Consider the following 17518-nt stretch of genomic DNA (forward strand, 5'->3'; position numbering starts at 1 on the left):
CTAACCCCGGACACCTTTTTAGGCGAAGATGATCGCCATGTAGAGGTGTTCGATGAGCAGACAACGACGTACTTTCACTCCTGCCTTCAAGCGTGAGGCTGCCAGCCGGGTGCTCGACCAAGGCTACAGCTGCCCCGAGGCCGCCAAATACCTCGACGTGGGTGAGACCGCCCAGGTGCAACTGGAGCGTGGAGGCGTCACGCCTAGTGCCAAAGCGCTCACGCCGGAACAGCAGACGATTCAGGAGCTGCAGGCCCGTATCAACCGGTTGGAGCTTGAGAAGAAAATCTTAAAGGAAGCCACTGCGCTCTTGATGGCCAAGGAGCACGGGCGCAGACGTTGAAGTCGATTCGGCAGTTGGCCAAGCGTCACCCTGTTCAGCTGTTGTGTTCGGTCTTCGAGCTGCCTCGCTCGTGTTACTACGCTTATCTGGCACGACGGCGTCGTATCGATGTGCGCCGAGTAAGTCTGCGCAGCCGCATCAACGAGCTGTTCAGCCAAAGCCGTAGCTCAGCCGGTAGCCACAGTATCGTCGCCATGCTCAAGGACGAAGGCACCGAGGTTGGGCGCTTCAAGGTCAGAGCTTTGATGAGGGAACAAGGATTGATCAGCAAGCAGCCAGGCTCTCGGATATTCCCAATATCCTCGACCGGCAGTTCACCGTGGCAGCGCCAAACAGGGTCTGGTGCGGCGATATCACCTATATCTGGACACAGGGTCGATGGAGTTACCTGGCCGTCGTCCTGGACTTGTACCGCCGTAGAGTGGTGGGCTGGGCGATGTCTGCCAAGCCTGATGCCGAATTGGTCATCAAGGCGCTCGACAGGGCTTACGAGATGCGTGGCAGGCCGCAGGGTGTCCTGTTTCACAGCGACCAGGGCAGCCAATATGGCAGCCGTAGTTTCCGTCAGCGGCTTTGGCGCTATCGGATGACGCAAAGCATGAGCCGACGGGGAAATTGCTACGACAACGCACCCATGGAGCGGCTGTTTCGTAGCTTGAAGACGGAGTGGGTACCAACGGTGGGCTACATGACCACAGCGCTGGCCGAGCAGGACATTGGCCGCTATCTCATGCAGCGTTACAACTGGGCAAGGCCGCATCAGCACAACGTTTTCGTGCCGCCAGCGGTTGCGGAAGAAAGACTTAATCCTGTGTCCGGGAATTGTTGACCACTACAACCCTCACTTCCCCGCGCTATGGGAAAAACAAAAAAAACCCGGCTTCGGGACGGAATCCGGGTCAAGACCATTAGGAGTCGAACGAAGTGCGCGGTCCTCGGCACTTCGGCCGCTGCGACACTTGGGGGAATATGCCGCACCGGTACGATTGAGTATTGGTCATCCGCGGCCATCGTCCATGGCGGCTTTAAACGGATTTGGAATACTCCTGCCGCCTCTGAGTGCCTATTCGCCGAGGATCGTCCGCAGGCGCTGCAGGCTGTGCTCGATCACCCGTGCTTCGGTATAGAAGTGCGGTGACAGGCGAATGCCGCCGCCGCGCTGGGCGCAGATGATCTGTTCGGCCTTGAGGCGTTCGTGCAGGTGGCGATTGTCCCAGGCGTCTGCGGTGAAGGTGACGATACCGGCGCGCCGATCAGGTGCCTGGGCGCTGAGCAGGCGCACGCCCGGCATCTGGTTCAGGCCATCGAGCAGCCACTGGACCCGCTCGTGCAGCGCACGCTCGACCTGCGCCATGCCCACTTCCTCGAGCAGCGACAGGCTGGCCTCCAGGGCCATGGCGCCGAGCATGTTGGGGCTGCCGCATTCGAAGCGGCGGGCGCTGCGGGCCGGCGCCCAGTCGTCGCGGTCATAGTCGCCGGCGTTCTCCAGCATGTGCCAGCCGTATTCGTGCAGGGCCAGCCGCTCACGCAGATCCTGGCGGCAGTAGAACACGCCCAGGCCTTCCGGGCCGAGCATCCACTTGTGGCCGTCGGCCATGGCGAAGGCGCAGCGGCTGCGCTGCACGTCCATGGCCAGAGCGCCCAGTTGCTGGATGGCATCGATGCACAGCAGCACGCCACGCTGTTCACAGCCGATGCCCAGGCGCTCCAGGTTCAGACGCAGGCCACTGGCATACTGTACGGCGCTGATCGCCATCAGGCGGGTGCGCGGTGTGCAGGCGGCGAGCAGGGCGCCTTCGGCATCGCCGCCCTGCAGATCGACCTGCACCACTTCCACGCCGCGCGGGCGCAAGGCTTCCCAGACGATGCGGTTGGAGGGGAATTCCTCGCTGCTGATGATCACCTGGTCGCCGTCGCGCCAGTCGAGGCCGAAGGCCACGAACGACAGGGCTTCGGAGGTGTTCTTGAGCAGTGCGATGTCGGCGCGCGAGGCAGCGTTGAGCAAGCGCGCCAGGCGCTCGCGCAGGGTGCGTTCGGTAACCAGCCATTGCGAGTAGTCGCGGGCGCCGGTGGCGATATTCTCCCGGGCGAAACGCTCCACGGCCCGCGCGCTGCGCGCCGGCCAGGGAGCGACTGCGGCGTGATTGAGGTAGTAGAGATCGGCCGGTTGGGGAAACTCGTCAGTGATGGCATTCATGTCGTGTGATCCGTGCAATTTGGCGTTAGTTGGGCATAATAGCGGACTTGAATTCCGACCTTGTCATTTCCCTATGCAGAAAGAACCCCGCAAGATCCGTGAGTTTCGCCGCCGCGAGCAGGAGATTCTCGATATCGCTCTGAAACTCTTCCTCGAGCAGGGTGAGGACAGCGTGACCGTGGAGATGATTGCCGACGCCGTGGGCATCGGCAAAGGCACCATCTACAAGCATTTCAAATCCAAGGCGGAAATCTACCTGCGCCTGATGCTCGACTACGAGCGTGACCTGAACGAGCTGCTGCATTCGTCCGATATCGATCGCGACAAGGAAGCGCTGTCGCGGGCCTACTTCGAATTCCGCATGCGCGACCCGCAGCGCTACCGCCTGTTCGACCGCCTGGAAGAGAAGGTGGTCAAGGGCAATCAGGTGCCGGAACTGGTCGAGCAGTTGCACAGCATTCGCGCCTCGAATTTCGAACGCCTGACCCAGCTGATCAAGGGACGCATCGCCGAAGGCAAGCTCGAAGACGTGCCGCCGTACTTCCACTACTGCGCGGCCTGGGCGCTGGTGCATGGCGCCGTGGCGCTCTACCACTCGCCGTTCTGGAGCAACGTGCTCGAGGATCAGGAAGGCTTCTTCCAGTTCTTGATGGACATCGGCGTGCGCATGGGCAACAAGCGCAAGCGCGACAGCGAAACGCCTCCCGCCTGAGTTGCTGCGCGACCTGCCAGGGCCGCGCGGCTCTCCTGGCGCGAAACCTGCTTGGAGCAGACATTCGCCGGTTTTCCGTCGCCGGTGTCGGGAGATTTCCTATGCGTAACCTGTTCGCCCTGGCCTTGGTGCTGAGCCTGACCGGCTGCATGAACGTCAGCGACATGGCCGATGGCGCCACCTACCACCTGCGCGATGCCGGCGTGCTGGACTACAGCAAGATCCGCCGCTCGGCGTCCTGGCGCCTGCAGGCCGACTCGTTCATCTACATCGCCCAGGGGCCGTTCACCCCCAACGGCAAGCATGCCTACCCGCGGCCCAACGTGGTGGCCGAGGAAGCCTTTCGCGGCTTCGTCGAGTACTTTCCCATGGTTCGCCGCGCCAGGGCGCCGGTTGGCCTGGATGAAGCGCTGGGTGAGGCCCGGGCCGCTGGCGCTCACTACTTGCTTTATACCCGTTTCGCCTACGCCGACGATCGCATCGGCACCATGGAGGAGTGGGAGGATCAGGAGGAATTCGATCGCCTGGGCACCGACCGCAGCGTGCTGCAGCTGATGCTGATCGAAACCAATACCCGCTTTCTGGTGGACACCGCGCGCATCCGCAGCCGCGGTGGCTTCCTGACCTTTTACGATGCCCGGCCCGAAGACCTGATCCGGGCGCCGCTCGAGGATTATGCGCGTACACTTCTGGGTTTCAGCCGATAACTCGGGAGAGACGATGAGCGAGGGCGACAAGGCCGGCGATCTGCTGGCGCAGATTCCGCCGGCAGGCAGCAAGGGTATGCCCCCGGTACACCTGTGGAACCCCGATTTCTGTGGCGATATCGACATGCGTATCGCCCGTGACGGCTCATGGTTCTACATGGGCACGCCAATCGGCCGGCCGGCGATGGTGCGGCTGTTCTCGACCATCATTCGCCGCGATGGCGATGACTACTTCCTGGTCACGCCGGTGGAGAAGGTCGGCATCACCGTCGACGACGCCCCCTTCGTGGCGGTGTCGCTGCAGGTGAGCGGGCAGGGGGAAACCCAGGTGCTGAAGTTCGTCACCAATGTCGGCGACGAGGTGGAGGCGGGGGGCGAGCATCCGCTGCGCGTCGAGCTCGATGGGCGAACTCAGGAACCATCGCCCTATGTACATATCCGCGCCAACCTGGAAGCGCTGATTCACCGCAACGTGTTCTATCAGTTGGTGGAGCTGGCCCAGACCCGCGAAATCGATGGCCAGCCCTGGCTGGGCGTGTGGAGCGGCGGGGTGTTCTTTCCCATCGGACCGCTGGAATAACACCCAATAAAAAGGCTCCCGAGGGAGCCTTTATTTCGCGTTGTAGACGGGCATGCGAGCTAGAGCCCTGCAAGGCCTAGGCGGCCCCGAAAAAACAGGCGAGGAAGCGGCCGGGGTCGCGGGCGACTGTACTGGTGTACATGAGCATGACTCGCTTCGCTCACCCTCCGGGCCGCGCTAAAGCGCGTTAGCCGCAAGCGGCTCCCCGACCGGGCTGGCGATCCAGCCTGTTTTTAACGCCGCAGGGCCGACGCGCAGCTGGCCGTGGTCACATGTTGGGGTAGTTGGGACCGCCCGTACCTTCCGGCGCCACCCAGGTGATGTTCTGGGCCGGATCCTTGATATCGCAGGTCTTGCAGTGCACGCAGTTCTGCGCGTTGATCTGGAAGCGCTTGCTGCCATCGTCGTTGCCCACCACTTCGTACACGCCGGCCGGGCAGTAGCGCTGCGCCGGTTCGTCGTACAGCGGTAGGTTCTTGTCGATCGGGATGCTCGGGTCGGCGAGCTTCAGGTGACAAGGTTGCTCTTCTTCATGGTTGGTGTTGGAGAGGAACACCGAGCTGAGCTTGTCGAAGCTGAGCTTGCCGTCGGGCTTGGGGTAGTCGATCTTCTTGCAGTCGGCAGCCAGCTTGAGGCAAGCGTAGTCCGGCTTGTTGTCGTGCAGGGTGAAGGGCGCCTTGCCGCCGAACAGATTCTGGTCGACCCAGTTGATGCCGCCGCCGATCACCGCGCCGTACTTGTGGATCGCCGCGCCGAAGTTGCGGCTGCGCAGCAGTTCGTCGTACAGCCAGCTGGCCTTGAAGCCATCGACGTAGCTGCGCAGCTCGTCGCCACCTTCGCGGCCGGCGGCCAGGGCTTCGGCGATGGCCTCGGCGGCCAGCATGCCGGACTTCATGGCGGTGTGGCTGCCCTTGATCTTGGCGAAGTTCAGGGTGCCCAGGTCGCAGCCGATCAGCGCACCGCCCGGGAAGACCATCTTCGGCAGCGAATTCAGGCCGCCCTTGGCAATGGCGCGGGCGCCATAGGCGACGCGCTTGCCGCCTTCAAGATACTGCTTGAGCACCGGGTGATGCTTGAGGCGCTGGAATTCGTCGAACGGCGACAGGTGCGGGTTGGCGTAGGACAGGTCGACGATCAGGCCGACCACCACCTGGTTGTTTTCCAGGTGATAGAGGAAGGAGCCACCGGTGTTCTCGGTGCCCATGATGTCCATCGGCCAACCGGCGGTGTGCACCACCAGGCCCTGCTGGTGCTTGCTCGGGTCGATGTCCCAGATTTCCTTGATGCCGATGCCGTAGTGCTGGGCGTCGGCTTCGCTATCCAGGTTGTACTTCTTGATCAGCTGCTTGCCGATATGGCCGCGGCAGCCTTCGGCGAACAGCGTGTACTTGCCACGCAATTCCATGCCGGGGGTGTAGTAGCCTTCCTTCGGATTGCCTTCACGGTCGACACCCAGGTCGCCGGTGACGATGCCGCGCACCACGCCGTTCTCGTCGATCAGTGCCTCCTGAGCGGCGAAACCCGGGTAGATTTCCACCCCGAGGTTCTCGGCCTGCTGGGCCAGCCAGCGGCACAGGTTGGCCAGCGAGATGATATAGTTGCCTTCGTTGTGCATGGTCTTGGGCACGAAGAAGCCCGGCACCTTGACGGCGCTGTCGGCATCCTTGAGCACATAGATGTCGTCACCCTTGACCGGGGTGTTGAGCGGGGCGCCCAGCGCTTTCCAGTCGGGAAACAGCTCGTCGAGGGCGCGCGGTTCGAATACCGCGCCGGAGAGGATGTGGGCACCCACCTCGGAGCCTTTCTCGACCACGCAGACGCTGATTTCCTGGCCAGCCTCGGCGGCTTTCTGCTTCAGACGACAAGCGGCGGACAGGCCGGCAGGGCCGGCGCCGACGATGACGACGTCGAACTCCATAAATTCGCGTTCCACGGGCTATCTCCTCATCTAGGCTCTCTAATTTTCATGGCGGGCCGGCATCCTTCCCGAGGCGCGCCCGCGCAGTATATAGCGAGCCCGGATCTGGGCCAATACAAACGTTTGTTTGAATTTTCTGTAGGCCTGCTAGAATCCGGCTACAACACGAATGGCTCGCAGCCAGTCGTATTGACCGAGTTGGGTCCTACGGTCAAGATACGGGCGGTTTTGCGCTCGCCGTCTGGGCTGAAGGTCGCTCGCGTCCTGCTTGTCTGCATCACCCGCATGCTCGCTTCTGGCGACATTCCTATTCACCGGAGAGTAACGAGGAATCCATGAAGGTTCTTGTAGCTGTCAAACGAGTGGTCGATTACAACGTCAAGGTTCGCGTCAAACCGGACAACAGTGGCGTCGATCTTGCCAACGTCAAGATGTCGATGAACCCTTTCTGTGAAATCGCCGTTGAAGAAGCCGTGCGCCTGAAAGAGAAGGGCGTGGCCAGCGAGATCGTGGTGGTTTCCATCGGCCCGACCCAGGCTCAGGAGCAACTGCGTACCGCCCTGGCGCTGGGTGCTGATCGTGCCATTCTGGTCGAGTCCGCCGACGAGCTGAACTCCCTGGCCGTCGCCAAGCTGCTCAAGGCCGTGGTCGACAAGGAGCAGCCGCAGCTGGTCATTCTCGGCAAGCAGGCCATCGACAGCGACAACAACCAGACCGGCCAGATGCTCGCCGCCCTGACCGGCTACGCCCAGGGCACCTTCGCCTCCAAGGTGGAAGTCAATGGCGACAAGGCCAACGTGACCCGTGAGATCGACGGCGGTCTGCAGACCGTTGCCCTGAACCTGCCGGCCATCGTCACCACCGACCTGCGCCTGAACGAGCCGCGCTATGCATCGCTGCCGAACATCATGAAGGCCAAGAAGAAGCCGCTGGAAACCCTGACCCCCGACGCGCTGGGGGTTTCCACCGCGTCCACCGTCAAGACCATCAAGGTCGAGGCGCCTGCGGCACGTGGCGCCGGTATCAAGGTCAAGTCGGTCGCCGAACTGGTCGAGAAACTGAAAACCGAAGCGAAGGTGATCTGATGACTATCCTGGTAATCGCTGAAAACACCAATTCCGTGCTGGCACCTGCCACCCTGAACACCGTTGCCGCTGCCCAGAAGATCGGTGGCGACATCCACGTGCTGGTCGCCGGCCAGGGCGTCGGCGCCGTTGCCGAAGCCGCTGCCAAGATCGCCGGCGTGGCCAAGGTGCTGGTCGCCGACAACGCCGCGTTCGCTCACCAGTTGCCGGAAAACGTCGCGCCACTGGTTGCCGAGCTAGGTAATAGCTACAGCCACGTGCTGGCCGCTGCCACCAGCAACGGCAAGAACATCCTGCCGCGCGTCGCTGCCCAGCTGGACGTCGACCAGATCTCCGAAATCGTATCCGTGGAAAGCCCGGACACCTTCAAGCGCCCGATCTATGCCGGTAACGCCATCGCCACCGTGCAGTCCTCGGCTGCCGTGAAAGTGATCACCGTGCGCGCCACCGGCTTCGACGCCGTGGCGGCCGAAGGCGGCTCTGCGGCCATCGAAAACCTCTCGGCAGGCGGCGACGCCGGCAAATCGGCGTTCGTCGGTGAAGAGCTGGCCAAGTCCGACCGTCCGGAGCTGACCGCCGCCAAGATCGTCGTTTCCGGTGGTCGCGGCATGCAGAACGGCGACAACTTCAAGCACCTGTACACCCTGGCCGACAAGCTCGGCGCCGCAGTGGGCGCTTCCCGTGCCGCCGTGGATGCCGGCTTCGTGCCGAACGACATGCAGGTCGGCCAGACCGGCAAGATCGTCGCGCCGCAGCTGTACATCGCGGTCGGTATCTCCGGCGCGATCCAGCACCTGGCGGGCATGAAGGACTCCAAGGTGATCGTGGCGATCAACAAGGACGAAGAAGCGCCGATCTTCCAGGTCGCCGATTATGGCCTGGTGGCTGATCTGTTCGAAGCCGTACCGGAGCTGGAAAAGCTGGTCTGATCCGCTTTTACCGCAACGCAAAAACCCGCTCATCGAGCGGGTTTTTTTGCGCCAGATCACTACGGTGCTACTGCCGCTTTGCTGGCCTCGGCCGCCTGCTGGCTCGCCTGGTCGATGAATTTCAGGTAATCGGCGGCGCTTTCCTCCGGGCGTTCGAGAATCGGCGCGTGACCGCAGCCCTTGATGATCACCACGCTGGGATCCTTGAGCAGCGGCTGCATGGTCTCGATGCTGGAAACGTCGAGGATGCGATCCTGGTCGCCCCAGAGCAGCAGGGTGGGCGCGTCGATTCTCGGCAGCTCGGGTTCCAGAGGCAGATAGCGGTCGTGCAGGTGTTCGAATACCTGTCGCTGATGGGCGCTGTCGGCGACGGCGCGCTGCGCCAGGTACTGGTGCAGTCGTTCGGGCAGTTGCGGCGGTGCGACGAACAGCCAGTCGAGCAACTCGTCGAATTGCGGTGCGCTTTCCACCAGCAACGGATTGTCGCCCTGTTCTTCGAGGTGCTGGAAAAACGCGCTGCGTCTCGGCGCAGTGACCCCGGCATTGGCGATCAGTGCCAGGCTGGTCACCCGTGCGGGGTAGCGGGCCGCATACAGCGCGGCGATATGGCCGCCCATGGAATGGCCGGCCAGGTGCAGGTGGCGGATGCCCAGGGCATCGACGAACGCCGCCAGTCGCTCGGTCTGGGTGCCGACGTCATAGCTGCCCTGGGGCCGGTCGCTGGCGCCGAAGCCGGGCAGGTCCACGGCAACCACGTGATAGCGCTCGGTCAGCGCCCGGGCGAACCACAGCCAGGTGCTCTTGTCGGCGCCAAAGCCATGCACCAGCAGCACGGTCTCGGCGCCCTGGGGGCCGCCTTCGTAGTAGCTGACCTTGAGGTCGCCCGCGCTGGCGCTGCGCTCCTGCAGCCCCGCGCGCCACTGCTCGACGCCCTGGTAGACCTTCAACTGCGCCGCTGGCGACAGGTACAGAATGGTGCCGGTAGCAATGGCCAGGAGAACGAGTAGGGCGGGGATCAATTTCTTCATGCGCCGTCTTATCGCTGATTATCGAGATCGTATGAGCTAGCATGTCATGAATCCCCGGCCGGTGGATGGCCGGCTGCATCGGAATCGAGAGTGTGCCAATGGGTAAGCGAGGTTTTGGCTGGGCTGGGCTATGGGTGAGTGCCGCCATGTTGCTGGCTGGCGGCGCCCAGGCCGCCGGTAAGTGCGAGCGGCTGGTGGCCACGGGCAACCCCGAGTATCCGCCATACCTGTGGCGTGACCCGCAGAATCCGGAAAAGCTGATCGGCGCGACCGTCGATCTGCTCAAGGCAGTGGCCGAGGACCTTGGCGTCGGCATCGAGGTGATCTATGCCGGGCCCTGGTCGCGGGCCCAGGAGGAGGTACGCACCGGGCGCGTCGACATGCTGGCCGGCGCCTTTCTCACCTTGCCGCGCCTGGAGACCATGGACTTCGTGCACCCGGCCTTTCTGTCCACGCCGAGCGTGGTGTGGGTGCGCAAGGGCCAGGAATTCCCATACGCCAGCTGGTCTGACCTGCAGGGGCGTACCGGCGATACCCTGGTCCACAACAGCTTCGGTCAGGCCTTCGATGCCTATGCACGCGACAACCTGACCCTGGAAGGCGTTTCCAGCCTGAGCCAGGCCTTCCAGAAACTGTTGCTCGAGCGTACCGATTACGTGCTCTATGAGCGCTATCCGGGGCAGGCGCTGGCCTCGACCCTGGGCCTGCAGGACGACCTGCAGGTGCTCGACCCGCCGGTGTCCAGCGAAGGGCTGCATCTGGCGCTGTCGCACAACTCGGCGTGCAATGACGCCTGGCTGCGCGGACAGCTGGCCAAAAAAATGACAGAATTCACCGCCGCCGGCATGCCGCAAACCCTTCTGCAGCGCAATTTGCAGCGCTGGAAGGAGCAACAGCCCGCACCGGCTGCCAGTGTTCCGAATCAGTAGGACATACCCGTGATCTATCGATATACAGGCGCCGCCCTGGCGCTGCTGTTGCTCCAGGGCTGTGCCAGCGATCCCGCGCCGACCGAGCAGATGCGTCTGACCGAACAGGTGGTCGAGCAGGCGCGTACCGTGGCTGCCGGCGATACCCTTGCCGAGTTGAGCCAGGCCGAAGAAAAACTCGCCCACGCCCAGGCCGCCATGACAGCCGGCGCCTACCGCACGGCGCGGGTGCAGGCCGAACAGGCCGAGCTGGATGCGCGCCTGGCCGAGGCCCGGGTGCTGACGCTGCGCAGCCAGGCGCAGTTGACCGAACTCAACCGCCGTATCGGGCGTTTGCGTGATCAGCTGGGAGCCATGCCATGAGCCCGCTACGTGTTGGCGCCCTGGCGCTGATGAGCCTGGCCATGGGCGGTTGTGCCGGCCTCGGTGATGAGCATACGGCCGATCTGGACGCGGCCCGTGCCAGCTTTCAGGCCGTGAAGGAAGACCCGCAGGTGCTGCGCAGCGCACCCAAGGACGTGATTCGCGCCGGCGAGTCCCTGGGCCGGGCCGAGCGGCTTGCCGGCTACTGGGGCAGCGCCGACGACGTCGCCCACTACGCCTACCTGAGCCAGCGCTACAGCGAGATCGCCCGGGAGCATGCCAAGCTTGCCCTGGATCAGGAGCGAGCGGCGCGCCTGGAACTGGAACGGCAGCGCCTGCAACTGGCGCTGCGCGAGGCCAAGCTGGTCAGTGTGCAGGAGCAAAACGCCTGGCTGGAAGAGCAGATCGTCAACCTGGCCACGGCACAAACCGATCGCGGCCTGGTGATGACCCTGGGTGACGTGCTGTTCGATGCCGGCGAAGCGCGCCTCAAGGCCAGTGCCAACCGCACCGTGCTCAAGCTGGTGCAGTTTCTCCAGCTCAACCCGCGGCGCACCGTGCGCATCGAAGGCTACAGCGACAGCAGCGGCAAGCGTGAAGAGAACCTGGCGTTGTCCCGAGCGCGGGCACAAACCGTCGCCGATGCGCTGATCGACCTGGGCATCGATGCCAAGCGTATCGAAGTGCAGGGTTTCGGCGAGAGCTTCCCGGTGGCGGAAAACGCCTCGGCCAAGGGACGGGCGCAGAACAGGCGGGTGGAGATCCTGTTCTCCGACGAACAGGGGCGCCTGGGCGCCACGCGCTGAGCCGGTTGCATCGAAACCCCGCGCTGGAACAGTGCGGGGTTTTTTATTGCCTGTGAAGTGGGTGTATCGTCCAGATATTTCAAGGCTGTACCGGTACAGAAACATTTTGATGGGCTACTGTTATGGTTCAGTATCGGGAAGAAACGGCCATGACCAATCTGTTGCTTTATCAGCGTATCGCTCAACAGCTGGCGGATGACATCCGCCGCGGCGTCTATCAGCCCGGCGAGCGGGTGCCCTCGGTACGCAAGATGAGCGCGCAGCTCAGCGTCAGCCATGCCACGGTGCTGCAGGCCTATGCCAACCTGGAGGATCTCGGCCTGATCCGCGCGCGGCCGCAGTCCGGCTTCTACGTGCACCAGACGCCGGCGCTGACCGCCGACACGCCGGATATCGCCCGGGTCGAGCGGCCTGGCCTGGTGACGCGCAGCAGCATCATCAACCAGGTGCTCGGCGAAGCACGTCGTGAAGGTGTTTTCCCACTCGGCGCCGCGGTGCCTCATGTCGACTACCTGCCGGTGCGTGCGCTGCACCAGCAGCTCGCCAAGGTCACCCGTTTCCAGAGCCCGCGGGCGTTCAGCTACATGTTCAGCCCGGGATTCGAGCCGCTGCGCCGCCAGGTGGCGATTCGCATGCGCGATGCCGGTGTGCTGGTCGACCCTTGCGAAGTGGTGATCACCCACGGTTGCGTCGATGCCCTGCAGATGAGCCTGCGGGTGCTTACGCGGCCGGGCGACCTGATCGCCACCGAGTCGCCGACCTACTACGGCCTGCTGCAACTGGCCGATCTGCTGGGCCTCAAGGTCATCGAGATCCCCAGCGACCCGACCACCGGGATCAGCGTGGAGGCATTGCAGCTGGCGGCCAGCCAGTGGCCGATCAAGGCGCTGGTGCTGACCGCGCGCCTGAGCAACCCCCTGGGCGGCACTATCCCCGAGGCCCGGCAGAAGCAGCTGCTGCGCCTGGCCAGCGATTTCGACATCCAGATCGTCGAGGACGATATCTACGGCGAGTTGATGTTCGAGCAGGGCCGTACCAAGGCGCTCAAGGCCGGCGATCTGGAAGGGCGCGTGGTGTATTGCTCGAGTTTCTCGAAAACCCTGTCGCCCGGTGTGCGCATCGGCTGGATCATCGCCGGCAAGTACCAGGACGAGGTGCAGCGCCTGCAGATGTTCACCACCCATTCGGCGTGCAGCGTCACCCAGATGGCCGTTGCCGCGTACCTGGAGAACGGCGGCTATGACCGCCATCTGCGGCATATCCGCCAGGAGTACCGCAAGAATCTCAGCGCCTTCCAGCTGGCGATCCAGCAGTATTTCCCCGAAGGCACGCAGATCACCCGGCCCAACGGGGGCTTCATCCTCTGGGTCAGCCTGCCGGCGCGGGTCAATACCAAGGACCTGCACATCAGCGCGCTGCAGCAGGGCATCAGCATCGCCCCGGGGCTGATCTTCAGCAACACCGAGCAGTTCAACCACTGCGTGCGCATCAACTGCGGCATTCCGTGGAACCGCGAGGCGGAGCGCGCGCTGATGACCCTGGGCATGCTGGCCACCCAATTGTGTCAGGAGGCGAGTTGAGGCGGCTCGTGTCGGGTTAACCCGAATCAGCGGCTGCCTGCGTCTACTGGATCAGAACGCTCTTTCGATCCAGGAGAAACATCATGGGCAGCCGTTCCCCATTCGTGTCGTACAGCATTGCCGGCAGCATCGTGCTGTCACTCGCCGCCTGCAGTGCCGGGCACAATCCCTCGAACGACTCGGCAGCCAAGCCGGCACCAACCACCGAATCGCCTCCTGTCGGGCCTGCTATCGTCCCGGCGCCGATGATGACGCGCATGGCCGCGCCGGCGGCGCGCGAGTACGCGTATAGGCCGCCGGCCGAAGCCAGCCGTGAGCGATACCAGCGCCTGGCTGCCAACCCGGTACAGTCGGTTGCCGAGGCGCCGGTGTCGACCTTCAGTATCGACGTCGACACCGGCAGCTACGCCAACGTGCGCCGCTTCCTGAGCGAAGGGCGCTTGCCGCCCGCCGAGGCCGTGCGTCTGGAGGAGCTGGTCAATTACTTCCCCTATGCCTATCCCTTGCCCACAAGCAGCGCGCCGTTCGGGGTCGGCGCCGAGCTGGCCGTCACGCCCTGGAACCCGCAGAGCCGCCTGCTGCGCATCGCCATCAAGGCGTCGGACAGGCAGGTCGAGCAATTGCCGGCCGCCAACCTGGTGTTTCTCGTCGACGTGTCCGGCTCCATGGATCGCCCCGATGGGCTGCCCCTGGTGCAGAGCACCCTGAAGCTGCTGGTCGATCAATTGCGGGCCGAGGACCGCGTGTCGCTGGTGGTTTACGCCGGTGATTCCAGCGTGGTGCTGGAACCCACCGCGGGTTCGCAGAAAGCGCAGATCCGCGCGGCTATCGAACAGCTGCGTGCGGGCGGCTCGACGGCAGGCGAGTCGGGCATTCAGCTGGCCTATCGGCAGGCGCAGAAGGGCTATATCGAGGGCGGCATCAATCGCATCCTGCTGGCCACCGATGGCGACTTCAATGTCGGCGTCAGTGACTTCGAGAGCCTCAAGGCGCTGGCTGCCGACAAGCGCAAGAGCAGTATCTCGCTGACCACCCTGGGCTTCGGTACCGGCAACTACAACGAGCAGCTGATGGAGCAGCTGGCCGACGCCGGTGACGGCAACTACGCCTATATCGACAACCTGCGTGAAGCGCGCAAGGTGCTGGTCGAGCAGCTCAGTTCGACCCTGGCCACGGTGGCGCGGGACGTGAAGGTCCAGGTGGAGTTCAACCCGGCCCAGGTCAGCGAATATCGCCTGCTCGGCTACGAGAATCGCGCCCTGAAACGCGAAGACTTCAGCAACGACAAGATCGATGCGGGGGATATCGGCGCCGGGCACAGCGTGACCGCGCTGTACGAAATCGTGCCGGTCGGCAACCCGGGTTGGCTGGAGCCGCTGCGCTATCGGCAAGTGGCGCAACCACCTGCGGGCGACAGCGAGCTGGCCTGGCTGCGCATCCGTTACAAGACGCCGGAGCAGAACCACAGTCGTCTGCTGGAGACTGCCGTCGAAGCACCGGCGTCCATCGCGCCAATCACCAAGGCCAGCGAGGACCTGCGTTTCGCCGCCGCCGTCGCCGCGTTCGCCCAGCAACTGAGCGGTGGCCCGTACACCGGCCATTTCGACTGGGCGGCCACCGCGGCGCTGGCACGGGGCAGCCGGGGCGATGATCCGTTCGGTCTGCGCAACGAGTTCGTGCAACTGGTGGAACTGGCGCAAAGCCTGCAAACTGCCGACTCCCGCACCTCTGGAGCCGAGTGAGTGTGACTGTCCAACCTCCCAGCGCCGAGCCCGGCGACGCCGACCTGTTGCGGCGCTACCGGGCCGGCGACGCTGCAGCCTTCACGCAACTCTATGAGCGCCATCGCCTGGGGCTGTTCCGCTTCCTCATGGGCTTGTGCAGCGATCAGGCGGTCGCCGAGGAGGTGTTCCAGGAGACCTGGATGAGCCTGATTCGCAGCGAGTCGTTGCAGCGAGAAGCCGCGGTGCTGTTCAAGACCTGGCTGTACCAGATAGCGCGCAATCGCCTGATCGACCACTGGCGCAAGCATGGCAAGCGTCAGCAGCGCGAAGAAGCGTTCGACGAGCAACTGCATGACCAGGCCATGGCCGAGCCGGATCCCGAGCGCCAGCTCAGCCTCAGCCAGGATCGGGCGCGCATCCAGGCGGCGCTTGCCGATTTGCCGGCCGAGCAGCGCGAGGTATTCCTGTTGCGTGCCCACGGCGATCTGGAGTTGCACGAGATTGCCGAGCTGACTCGCACGCCGGCAGAAACGGTAAAAAGCCGCCTGCGTTATGCGCTGCAGAAAATGCGCCGCCTGCTCAGCACGGCCGAAGAGGTAGCACCATGAACGATCACCGGCACGAACACGATGAGCGCTTGCTGCGTCACGTCCGTGAGCACAGCGGCGAGCGGCCAGGGCCAGCGTTGGACGCGCGGATCCTGGCGGCAGCTGGCGAAGCGGCCGCGGCCAGGCGGCGCCCGCCGGAGGGCTTCTGGGCACGGCTGCGTCGCGCACTCGGTGGTGCCTCGGCGCACGGACGCTGGTCAGCAGCCTTTGGTTGCCTGGCGCTGCTGGGCGTGGGGCTCGGGCTGAGCCTGCAGACGCTGGAACAGCCGCCGGCTCGCTACGATGCGCCGGCTGCCGCGATGCAGCGGCAGGCACCCATGGCCTTGCAGGCCCCTGCCAGCCCGGCACCCATGGCCGAGATGAGTGAAGCGCCCCGGGTCATGGCCCGCATGGCGGCAAAGGCGGCGCCGCCACCCGCGCAAGTGCTGGCCGCACTGCGCGATATTGCCGACCAGCGTGAGCGGGGTGAAGCAGAGCAGGCGCAGCAGCGCATCGACCGCCTGCAGGCGGAGCAGCCGACCCTGGATGTGGAAGCCGAGCTACGCCGTCTATCCAGGGAATGATGGTGCCAGGGCGACGGGTGGCACTGCCATTCGGCAGACTGGCTGGCGTTATCGTCCAGTCGTTTTAGAATGCAGGATTATCGTTACACGAACCGATGGGGGAATGTCGATGCGCTATCTGTTGTTGCCGCTGTGTCTTGCCGTGCTGCTCAGTGCCTGTGGCGCCGATGAGCAGGGCAAGGACGTGCCGCGCAAGGACAGTGAGCCGGCAGTGGCCGTCGAGCCCGCCAAGCCGGCCCAGCCGGTCGCGCCGCCTGAGCCGCCAGCCGCGCCGGCCGTACAGCCTCAGGCCGCCGAACCGCAGCCCCAGGCCGCTCGGAAACCGGCGCCTGCCGAGCCGAAAAAGGCCGCCCAGCGTGCCAAGCCCGCTAAGGCTGCGCAGAAGGTCGCCCAGACGCCGCCCAAGACCAAGCTGGATCTCAGCCTGCCACCCGAGCTGGCTGCTGCGCTGGACGCCGAAGACAAGGCCGCGGCCGATGGTGCGCCGCCGATCCTGCCGTCGTTCTTCGAAGAGCGTAAATCCGCGCTCAACCCCTTCCAGGTCAGCGGCAAGCTGCTGACTGGCGAACTGGGCTCCGAATACTGGAATGCCGTCGAAGGCGCCGAACTGCAGTTCGAGTTTCGCCGCTAGCTGGTTTGCCTAGACGATACGCAGCGGGTAGCTCAGCAAGGTGAAATGCGCCAGATTGACTAGCCCGTGCAGGGCGATGGCCAGGCTCAACCGGCCGCTGACCTGCATGACCAGGCCATAACCCAACCCCGCTACCGCGGCCACCATTGCAAAGCTCGGGCTGAAGGGGATATGCACGGCGCCGAACAGCAGCGCCGTCACCAGTATTCCTGGCCACATTCCTAACCAGCTCACCAGGCGCGCCTGCAGCAAACCGCGAAACAGCAATTCTTCGGCCAGTACCGCGACGACCAGGTTGACCGCCAGCCAGGCACCGAGCAGCTCCGGCCACTTCGGTTGCCAGGCGACCACGCCCAGCAGCAGCGCAAGGCCCGGAACCGCCAGTAGGGTGACGATGAATATCGGCACCACGAAAGCGGGCCGTGGCCTTGGCCTCGGTGGCAAGCCCAGCCACCAGGCGAGTAGGGTGCAGCCCACCAGCAACTTGTCCCATGACAGCCTCAGCAGGTAAGGCGCGGCGTCCGCGCTGATGCGCTGTGGCTGCGTGATGACCCAGGGTGCGAATCCCTGCAACAGATGGGCTGCCAGCAGAACGCTGGCGATTATCACCAGCGCGCTCCACAGCTCCTGGGGCAGGCGCGTGGGCAGTAGCACCAGAGCAATGAACAGCAGGGCCCACAGCAGGCCGATGGGCTGGATATGACCCATGAGCACACCCGCCAATAGCGGGCAGCAGGGCAGTAACAGGCGGGGGAAAAAGGGCATCGCGCCTCCTGGGTGGCGGCGCAGTTTACCGGGCGACGTCAGCTTGTGCA

The 17518-nt window shown here is 64.3% G+C and carries 17 protein-coding genes and 1 pseudogene; 14 read left to right on the forward strand and 4 right to left on the reverse strand.

Annotated features, from left to right (window positions below):
- Positions 1-52: 52 nt before the first annotated feature.
- A pseudogene (locus SA190iCDA_RS11990) lies at positions 53-1172 on the forward strand (IS3 family transposase).
- A 234-nt stretch (positions 1173-1406) separates the two neighbouring features.
- Here SA190iCDA_RS11990 and SA190iCDA_RS11995 read toward each other — a convergent pair.
- Positions 1407-2540 carry an aminotransferase class V-fold PLP-dependent enzyme gene (locus SA190iCDA_RS11995; RefSeq protein WP_070888171.1) on the reverse strand — a complete coding sequence of 378 codons (1134 nt, stop codon included), beginning with the start codon at positions 2538-2540 and terminating at the stop codon, positions 1407-1409.
- A 73-nt stretch (positions 2541-2613) separates the two neighbouring features.
- On the opposite strand from SA190iCDA_RS11995, the gene SA190iCDA_RS12000 reads away from it, so the two are divergent.
- The 3 genes from SA190iCDA_RS12000 (at position 2614) to SA190iCDA_RS12010 (ending at position 4539) form a co-directional block, all read left to right on the forward strand.
- Complete coding sequence (locus SA190iCDA_RS12000) at positions 2614-3252, forward strand: TetR/AcrR family transcriptional regulator (RefSeq protein WP_027906448.1); 639 nt, start codon at positions 2614-2616, stop codon at positions 3250-3252.
- 101 nt (positions 3253-3353) lie between these two features.
- A complete protein-coding gene (locus SA190iCDA_RS12005; RefSeq protein ID WP_070888172.1) occupies positions 3354-3959 on the forward strand; it encodes a DUF4823 domain-containing protein in 606 nt (201 codons plus the stop codon).
- A 13-nt stretch (positions 3960-3972) separates the two neighbouring features.
- Positions 3973-4539 carry a DUF1285 domain-containing protein gene (locus SA190iCDA_RS12010; protein ID WP_070888173.1) on the forward strand — a complete coding sequence of 189 codons (567 nt, stop codon included), beginning with the start codon at positions 3973-3975 and terminating at the stop codon, positions 4537-4539.
- A 268-nt stretch (positions 4540-4807) separates the two neighbouring features.
- Here the strand turns inward: SA190iCDA_RS12010 and SA190iCDA_RS12015 are convergent, their stop codons facing one another.
- On the reverse strand, positions 4808-6472 hold the full coding sequence (locus SA190iCDA_RS12015) for an electron transfer flavoprotein-ubiquinone oxidoreductase (RefSeq protein WP_070888174.1): 1665 nt from the start codon (positions 6470-6472) through the stop codon (positions 4808-4810).
- 320 nt (positions 6473-6792) lie between these two features.
- Here SA190iCDA_RS12015 and SA190iCDA_RS12020 point away from each other — a divergent pair, with 320 nt between their 5' ends.
- Entirely contained in the window at positions 6793-7542 is a 750-nt protein-coding gene (locus SA190iCDA_RS12020; protein ID WP_070888175.1) for an electron transfer flavoprotein subunit beta/FixA family protein, read from the forward strand.
- Positions 7542-8471 carry an electron transfer flavoprotein subunit alpha/FixB family protein gene (locus SA190iCDA_RS12025; RefSeq protein WP_070888176.1) on the forward strand — a complete coding sequence of 310 codons (930 nt, stop codon included), beginning with the start codon at positions 7542-7544 and terminating at the stop codon, positions 8469-8471. Before SA190iCDA_RS12020 ends, SA190iCDA_RS12025 begins: the two co-directional genes overlap by 1 nt.
- Before the next feature lie 59 nt (positions 8472-8530).
- On the opposite strand, the gene SA190iCDA_RS12030 is transcribed toward SA190iCDA_RS12025, so the two are convergent.
- Complete coding sequence (locus tag SA190iCDA_RS12030) at positions 8531-9499, reverse strand: alpha/beta fold hydrolase (protein WP_070888177.1); 969 nt, start codon at positions 9497-9499, stop codon at positions 8531-8533.
- A 98-nt stretch (positions 9500-9597) separates the two neighbouring features.
- Here SA190iCDA_RS12030 and SA190iCDA_RS12035 point away from each other — a divergent pair, with 98 nt between their 5' ends.
- From SA190iCDA_RS12035 to SA190iCDA_RS12070, 8 genes are all read left to right on the forward strand, one after another.
- On the forward strand, positions 9598-10428 hold the full coding sequence (locus tag SA190iCDA_RS12035; protein WP_070888178.1) for a transporter substrate-binding domain-containing protein: 831 nt from the start codon (positions 9598-9600) through the stop codon (positions 10426-10428).
- A 90-nt stretch (positions 10429-10518) separates the two neighbouring features.
- Positions 10519-10791, forward strand: a complete 273-nt coding sequence (locus SA190iCDA_RS12040) for a DUF4398 domain-containing protein (RefSeq protein WP_419203931.1) — start codon at positions 10519-10521, stop codon at positions 10789-10791.
- A complete protein-coding gene (locus SA190iCDA_RS12045) occupies positions 10788-11597 on the forward strand; it encodes an OmpA family protein (protein WP_070888180.1) in 810 nt (269 codons plus the stop codon). Before SA190iCDA_RS12040 ends, SA190iCDA_RS12045 begins: the two co-directional genes overlap by 4 nt.
- Positions 11598-11746: 149 nt before the next feature.
- A complete protein-coding gene (locus SA190iCDA_RS12050; RefSeq protein ID WP_070888181.1) occupies positions 11747-13177 on the forward strand; it encodes a PLP-dependent aminotransferase family protein in 1431 nt (476 codons plus the stop codon).
- A gap of 83 nt (positions 13178-13260) precedes the next feature.
- On the forward strand, positions 13261-14919 hold the full coding sequence (locus SA190iCDA_RS12055) for a vWA domain-containing protein (protein ID WP_070888182.1): 1659 nt from the start codon (positions 13261-13263) through the stop codon (positions 14917-14919).
- Between the two features lie 2 nt (positions 14920-14921).
- Entirely contained in the window at positions 14922-15509 is a 588-nt protein-coding gene (locus SA190iCDA_RS12060; RefSeq protein WP_070888183.1) for an RNA polymerase sigma factor, read from the forward strand.
- A complete protein-coding gene (locus tag SA190iCDA_RS12065; protein WP_070888184.1) occupies positions 15506-16072 on the forward strand; it encodes a hypothetical protein in 567 nt (188 codons plus the stop codon). Before SA190iCDA_RS12060 ends, SA190iCDA_RS12065 begins: the two co-directional genes overlap by 4 nt.
- 109 nt (positions 16073-16181) lie before the next feature.
- Positions 16182-16703 (forward strand): hypothetical protein, encoded by a 522-nt coding sequence (locus SA190iCDA_RS12070; RefSeq protein WP_139159575.1) that lies wholly within the window; start codon positions 16182-16184, stop codon positions 16701-16703.
- A gap of 9 nt (positions 16704-16712) precedes the next feature.
- On the opposite strand, the gene SA190iCDA_RS12075 is transcribed toward SA190iCDA_RS12070, so the two are convergent.
- Positions 16713-17468 (reverse strand): CPBP family intramembrane glutamic endopeptidase, encoded by a 756-nt coding sequence (locus SA190iCDA_RS12075; RefSeq protein ID WP_070888185.1) that lies wholly within the window; start codon positions 17466-17468, stop codon positions 16713-16715.
- Between the last annotated feature and the right edge of the window lie 50 nt (positions 17469-17518).

This window comes from Pseudomonas argentinensis (assembly GCF_001839655.2).
Classification (GTDB): Bacteria; Pseudomonadota; Gammaproteobacteria; order Pseudomonadales; family Pseudomonadaceae; genus Aquipseudomonas; species Aquipseudomonas argentinensis_B.

Excerpts from the sequence above, each read along its gene's own strand:
- SA190iCDA_RS11995 (WP_070888171.1), bottom strand. The coding sequence starts at position 2,540 with ATGAATGCCATCACTGACGAGTTTCCCCAACCGGCCGATCTCTACTAC.
- SA190iCDA_RS12010 (WP_070888173.1), top strand. The coding sequence starts at position 3,973 with ATGAGCGAGGGCGACAAGGCCGGCGATCTGCTGGCGCAGATTCCGCCG.
- SA190iCDA_RS12020 (WP_070888175.1), top strand. The coding sequence starts at position 6,793 with ATGAAGGTTCTTGTAGCTGTCAAACGAGTGGTCGATTACAACGTCAAG.
- SA190iCDA_RS12040 (WP_419203931.1), top strand. The coding sequence starts at position 10,519 with ATGCGTCTGACCGAACAGGTGGTCGAGCAGGCGCGTACCGTGGCTGCC.
- SA190iCDA_RS12025 (WP_070888176.1), top strand. The coding sequence starts at position 7,542 with ATGACTATCCTGGTAATCGCTGAAAACACCAATTCCGTGCTGGCACCT.
- SA190iCDA_RS12005 (WP_070888172.1), top strand. The coding sequence starts at position 3,354 with ATGCGTAACCTGTTCGCCCTGGCCTTGGTGCTGAGCCTGACCGGCTGC.
- SA190iCDA_RS12035 (WP_070888178.1), top strand. The coding sequence starts at position 9,598 with ATGGGTAAGCGAGGTTTTGGCTGGGCTGGGCTATGGGTGAGTGCCGCC.
- SA190iCDA_RS12065 (WP_070888184.1), top strand. The coding sequence starts at position 15,506 with ATGAACGATCACCGGCACGAACACGATGAGCGCTTGCTGCGTCACGTC.
- SA190iCDA_RS12075 (WP_070888185.1), bottom strand. The coding sequence starts at position 17,468 with ATGCCCTTTTTCCCCCGCCTGTTACTGCCCTGCTGCCCGCTATTGGCG.
- SA190iCDA_RS12055 (WP_070888182.1), top strand. The coding sequence starts at position 13,261 with ATGGGCAGCCGTTCCCCATTCGTGTCGTACAGCATTGCCGGCAGCATC.
- SA190iCDA_RS12070 (WP_139159575.1), top strand. The coding sequence starts at position 16,182 with ATGCGCTATCTGTTGTTGCCGCTGTGTCTTGCCGTGCTGCTCAGTGCC.
- SA190iCDA_RS12000 (WP_027906448.1), top strand. The coding sequence starts at position 2,614 with ATGCAGAAAGAACCCCGCAAGATCCGTGAGTTTCGCCGCCGCGAGCAG.
- SA190iCDA_RS12050 (WP_070888181.1), top strand. The coding sequence starts at position 11,747 with ATGACCAATCTGTTGCTTTATCAGCGTATCGCTCAACAGCTGGCGGAT.
- SA190iCDA_RS12030 (WP_070888177.1), bottom strand. The coding sequence starts at position 9,499 with ATGAAGAAATTGATCCCCGCCCTACTCGTTCTCCTGGCCATTGCTACC.
- SA190iCDA_RS12045 (WP_070888180.1), top strand. The coding sequence starts at position 10,788 with ATGAGCCCGCTACGTGTTGGCGCCCTGGCGCTGATGAGCCTGGCCATG.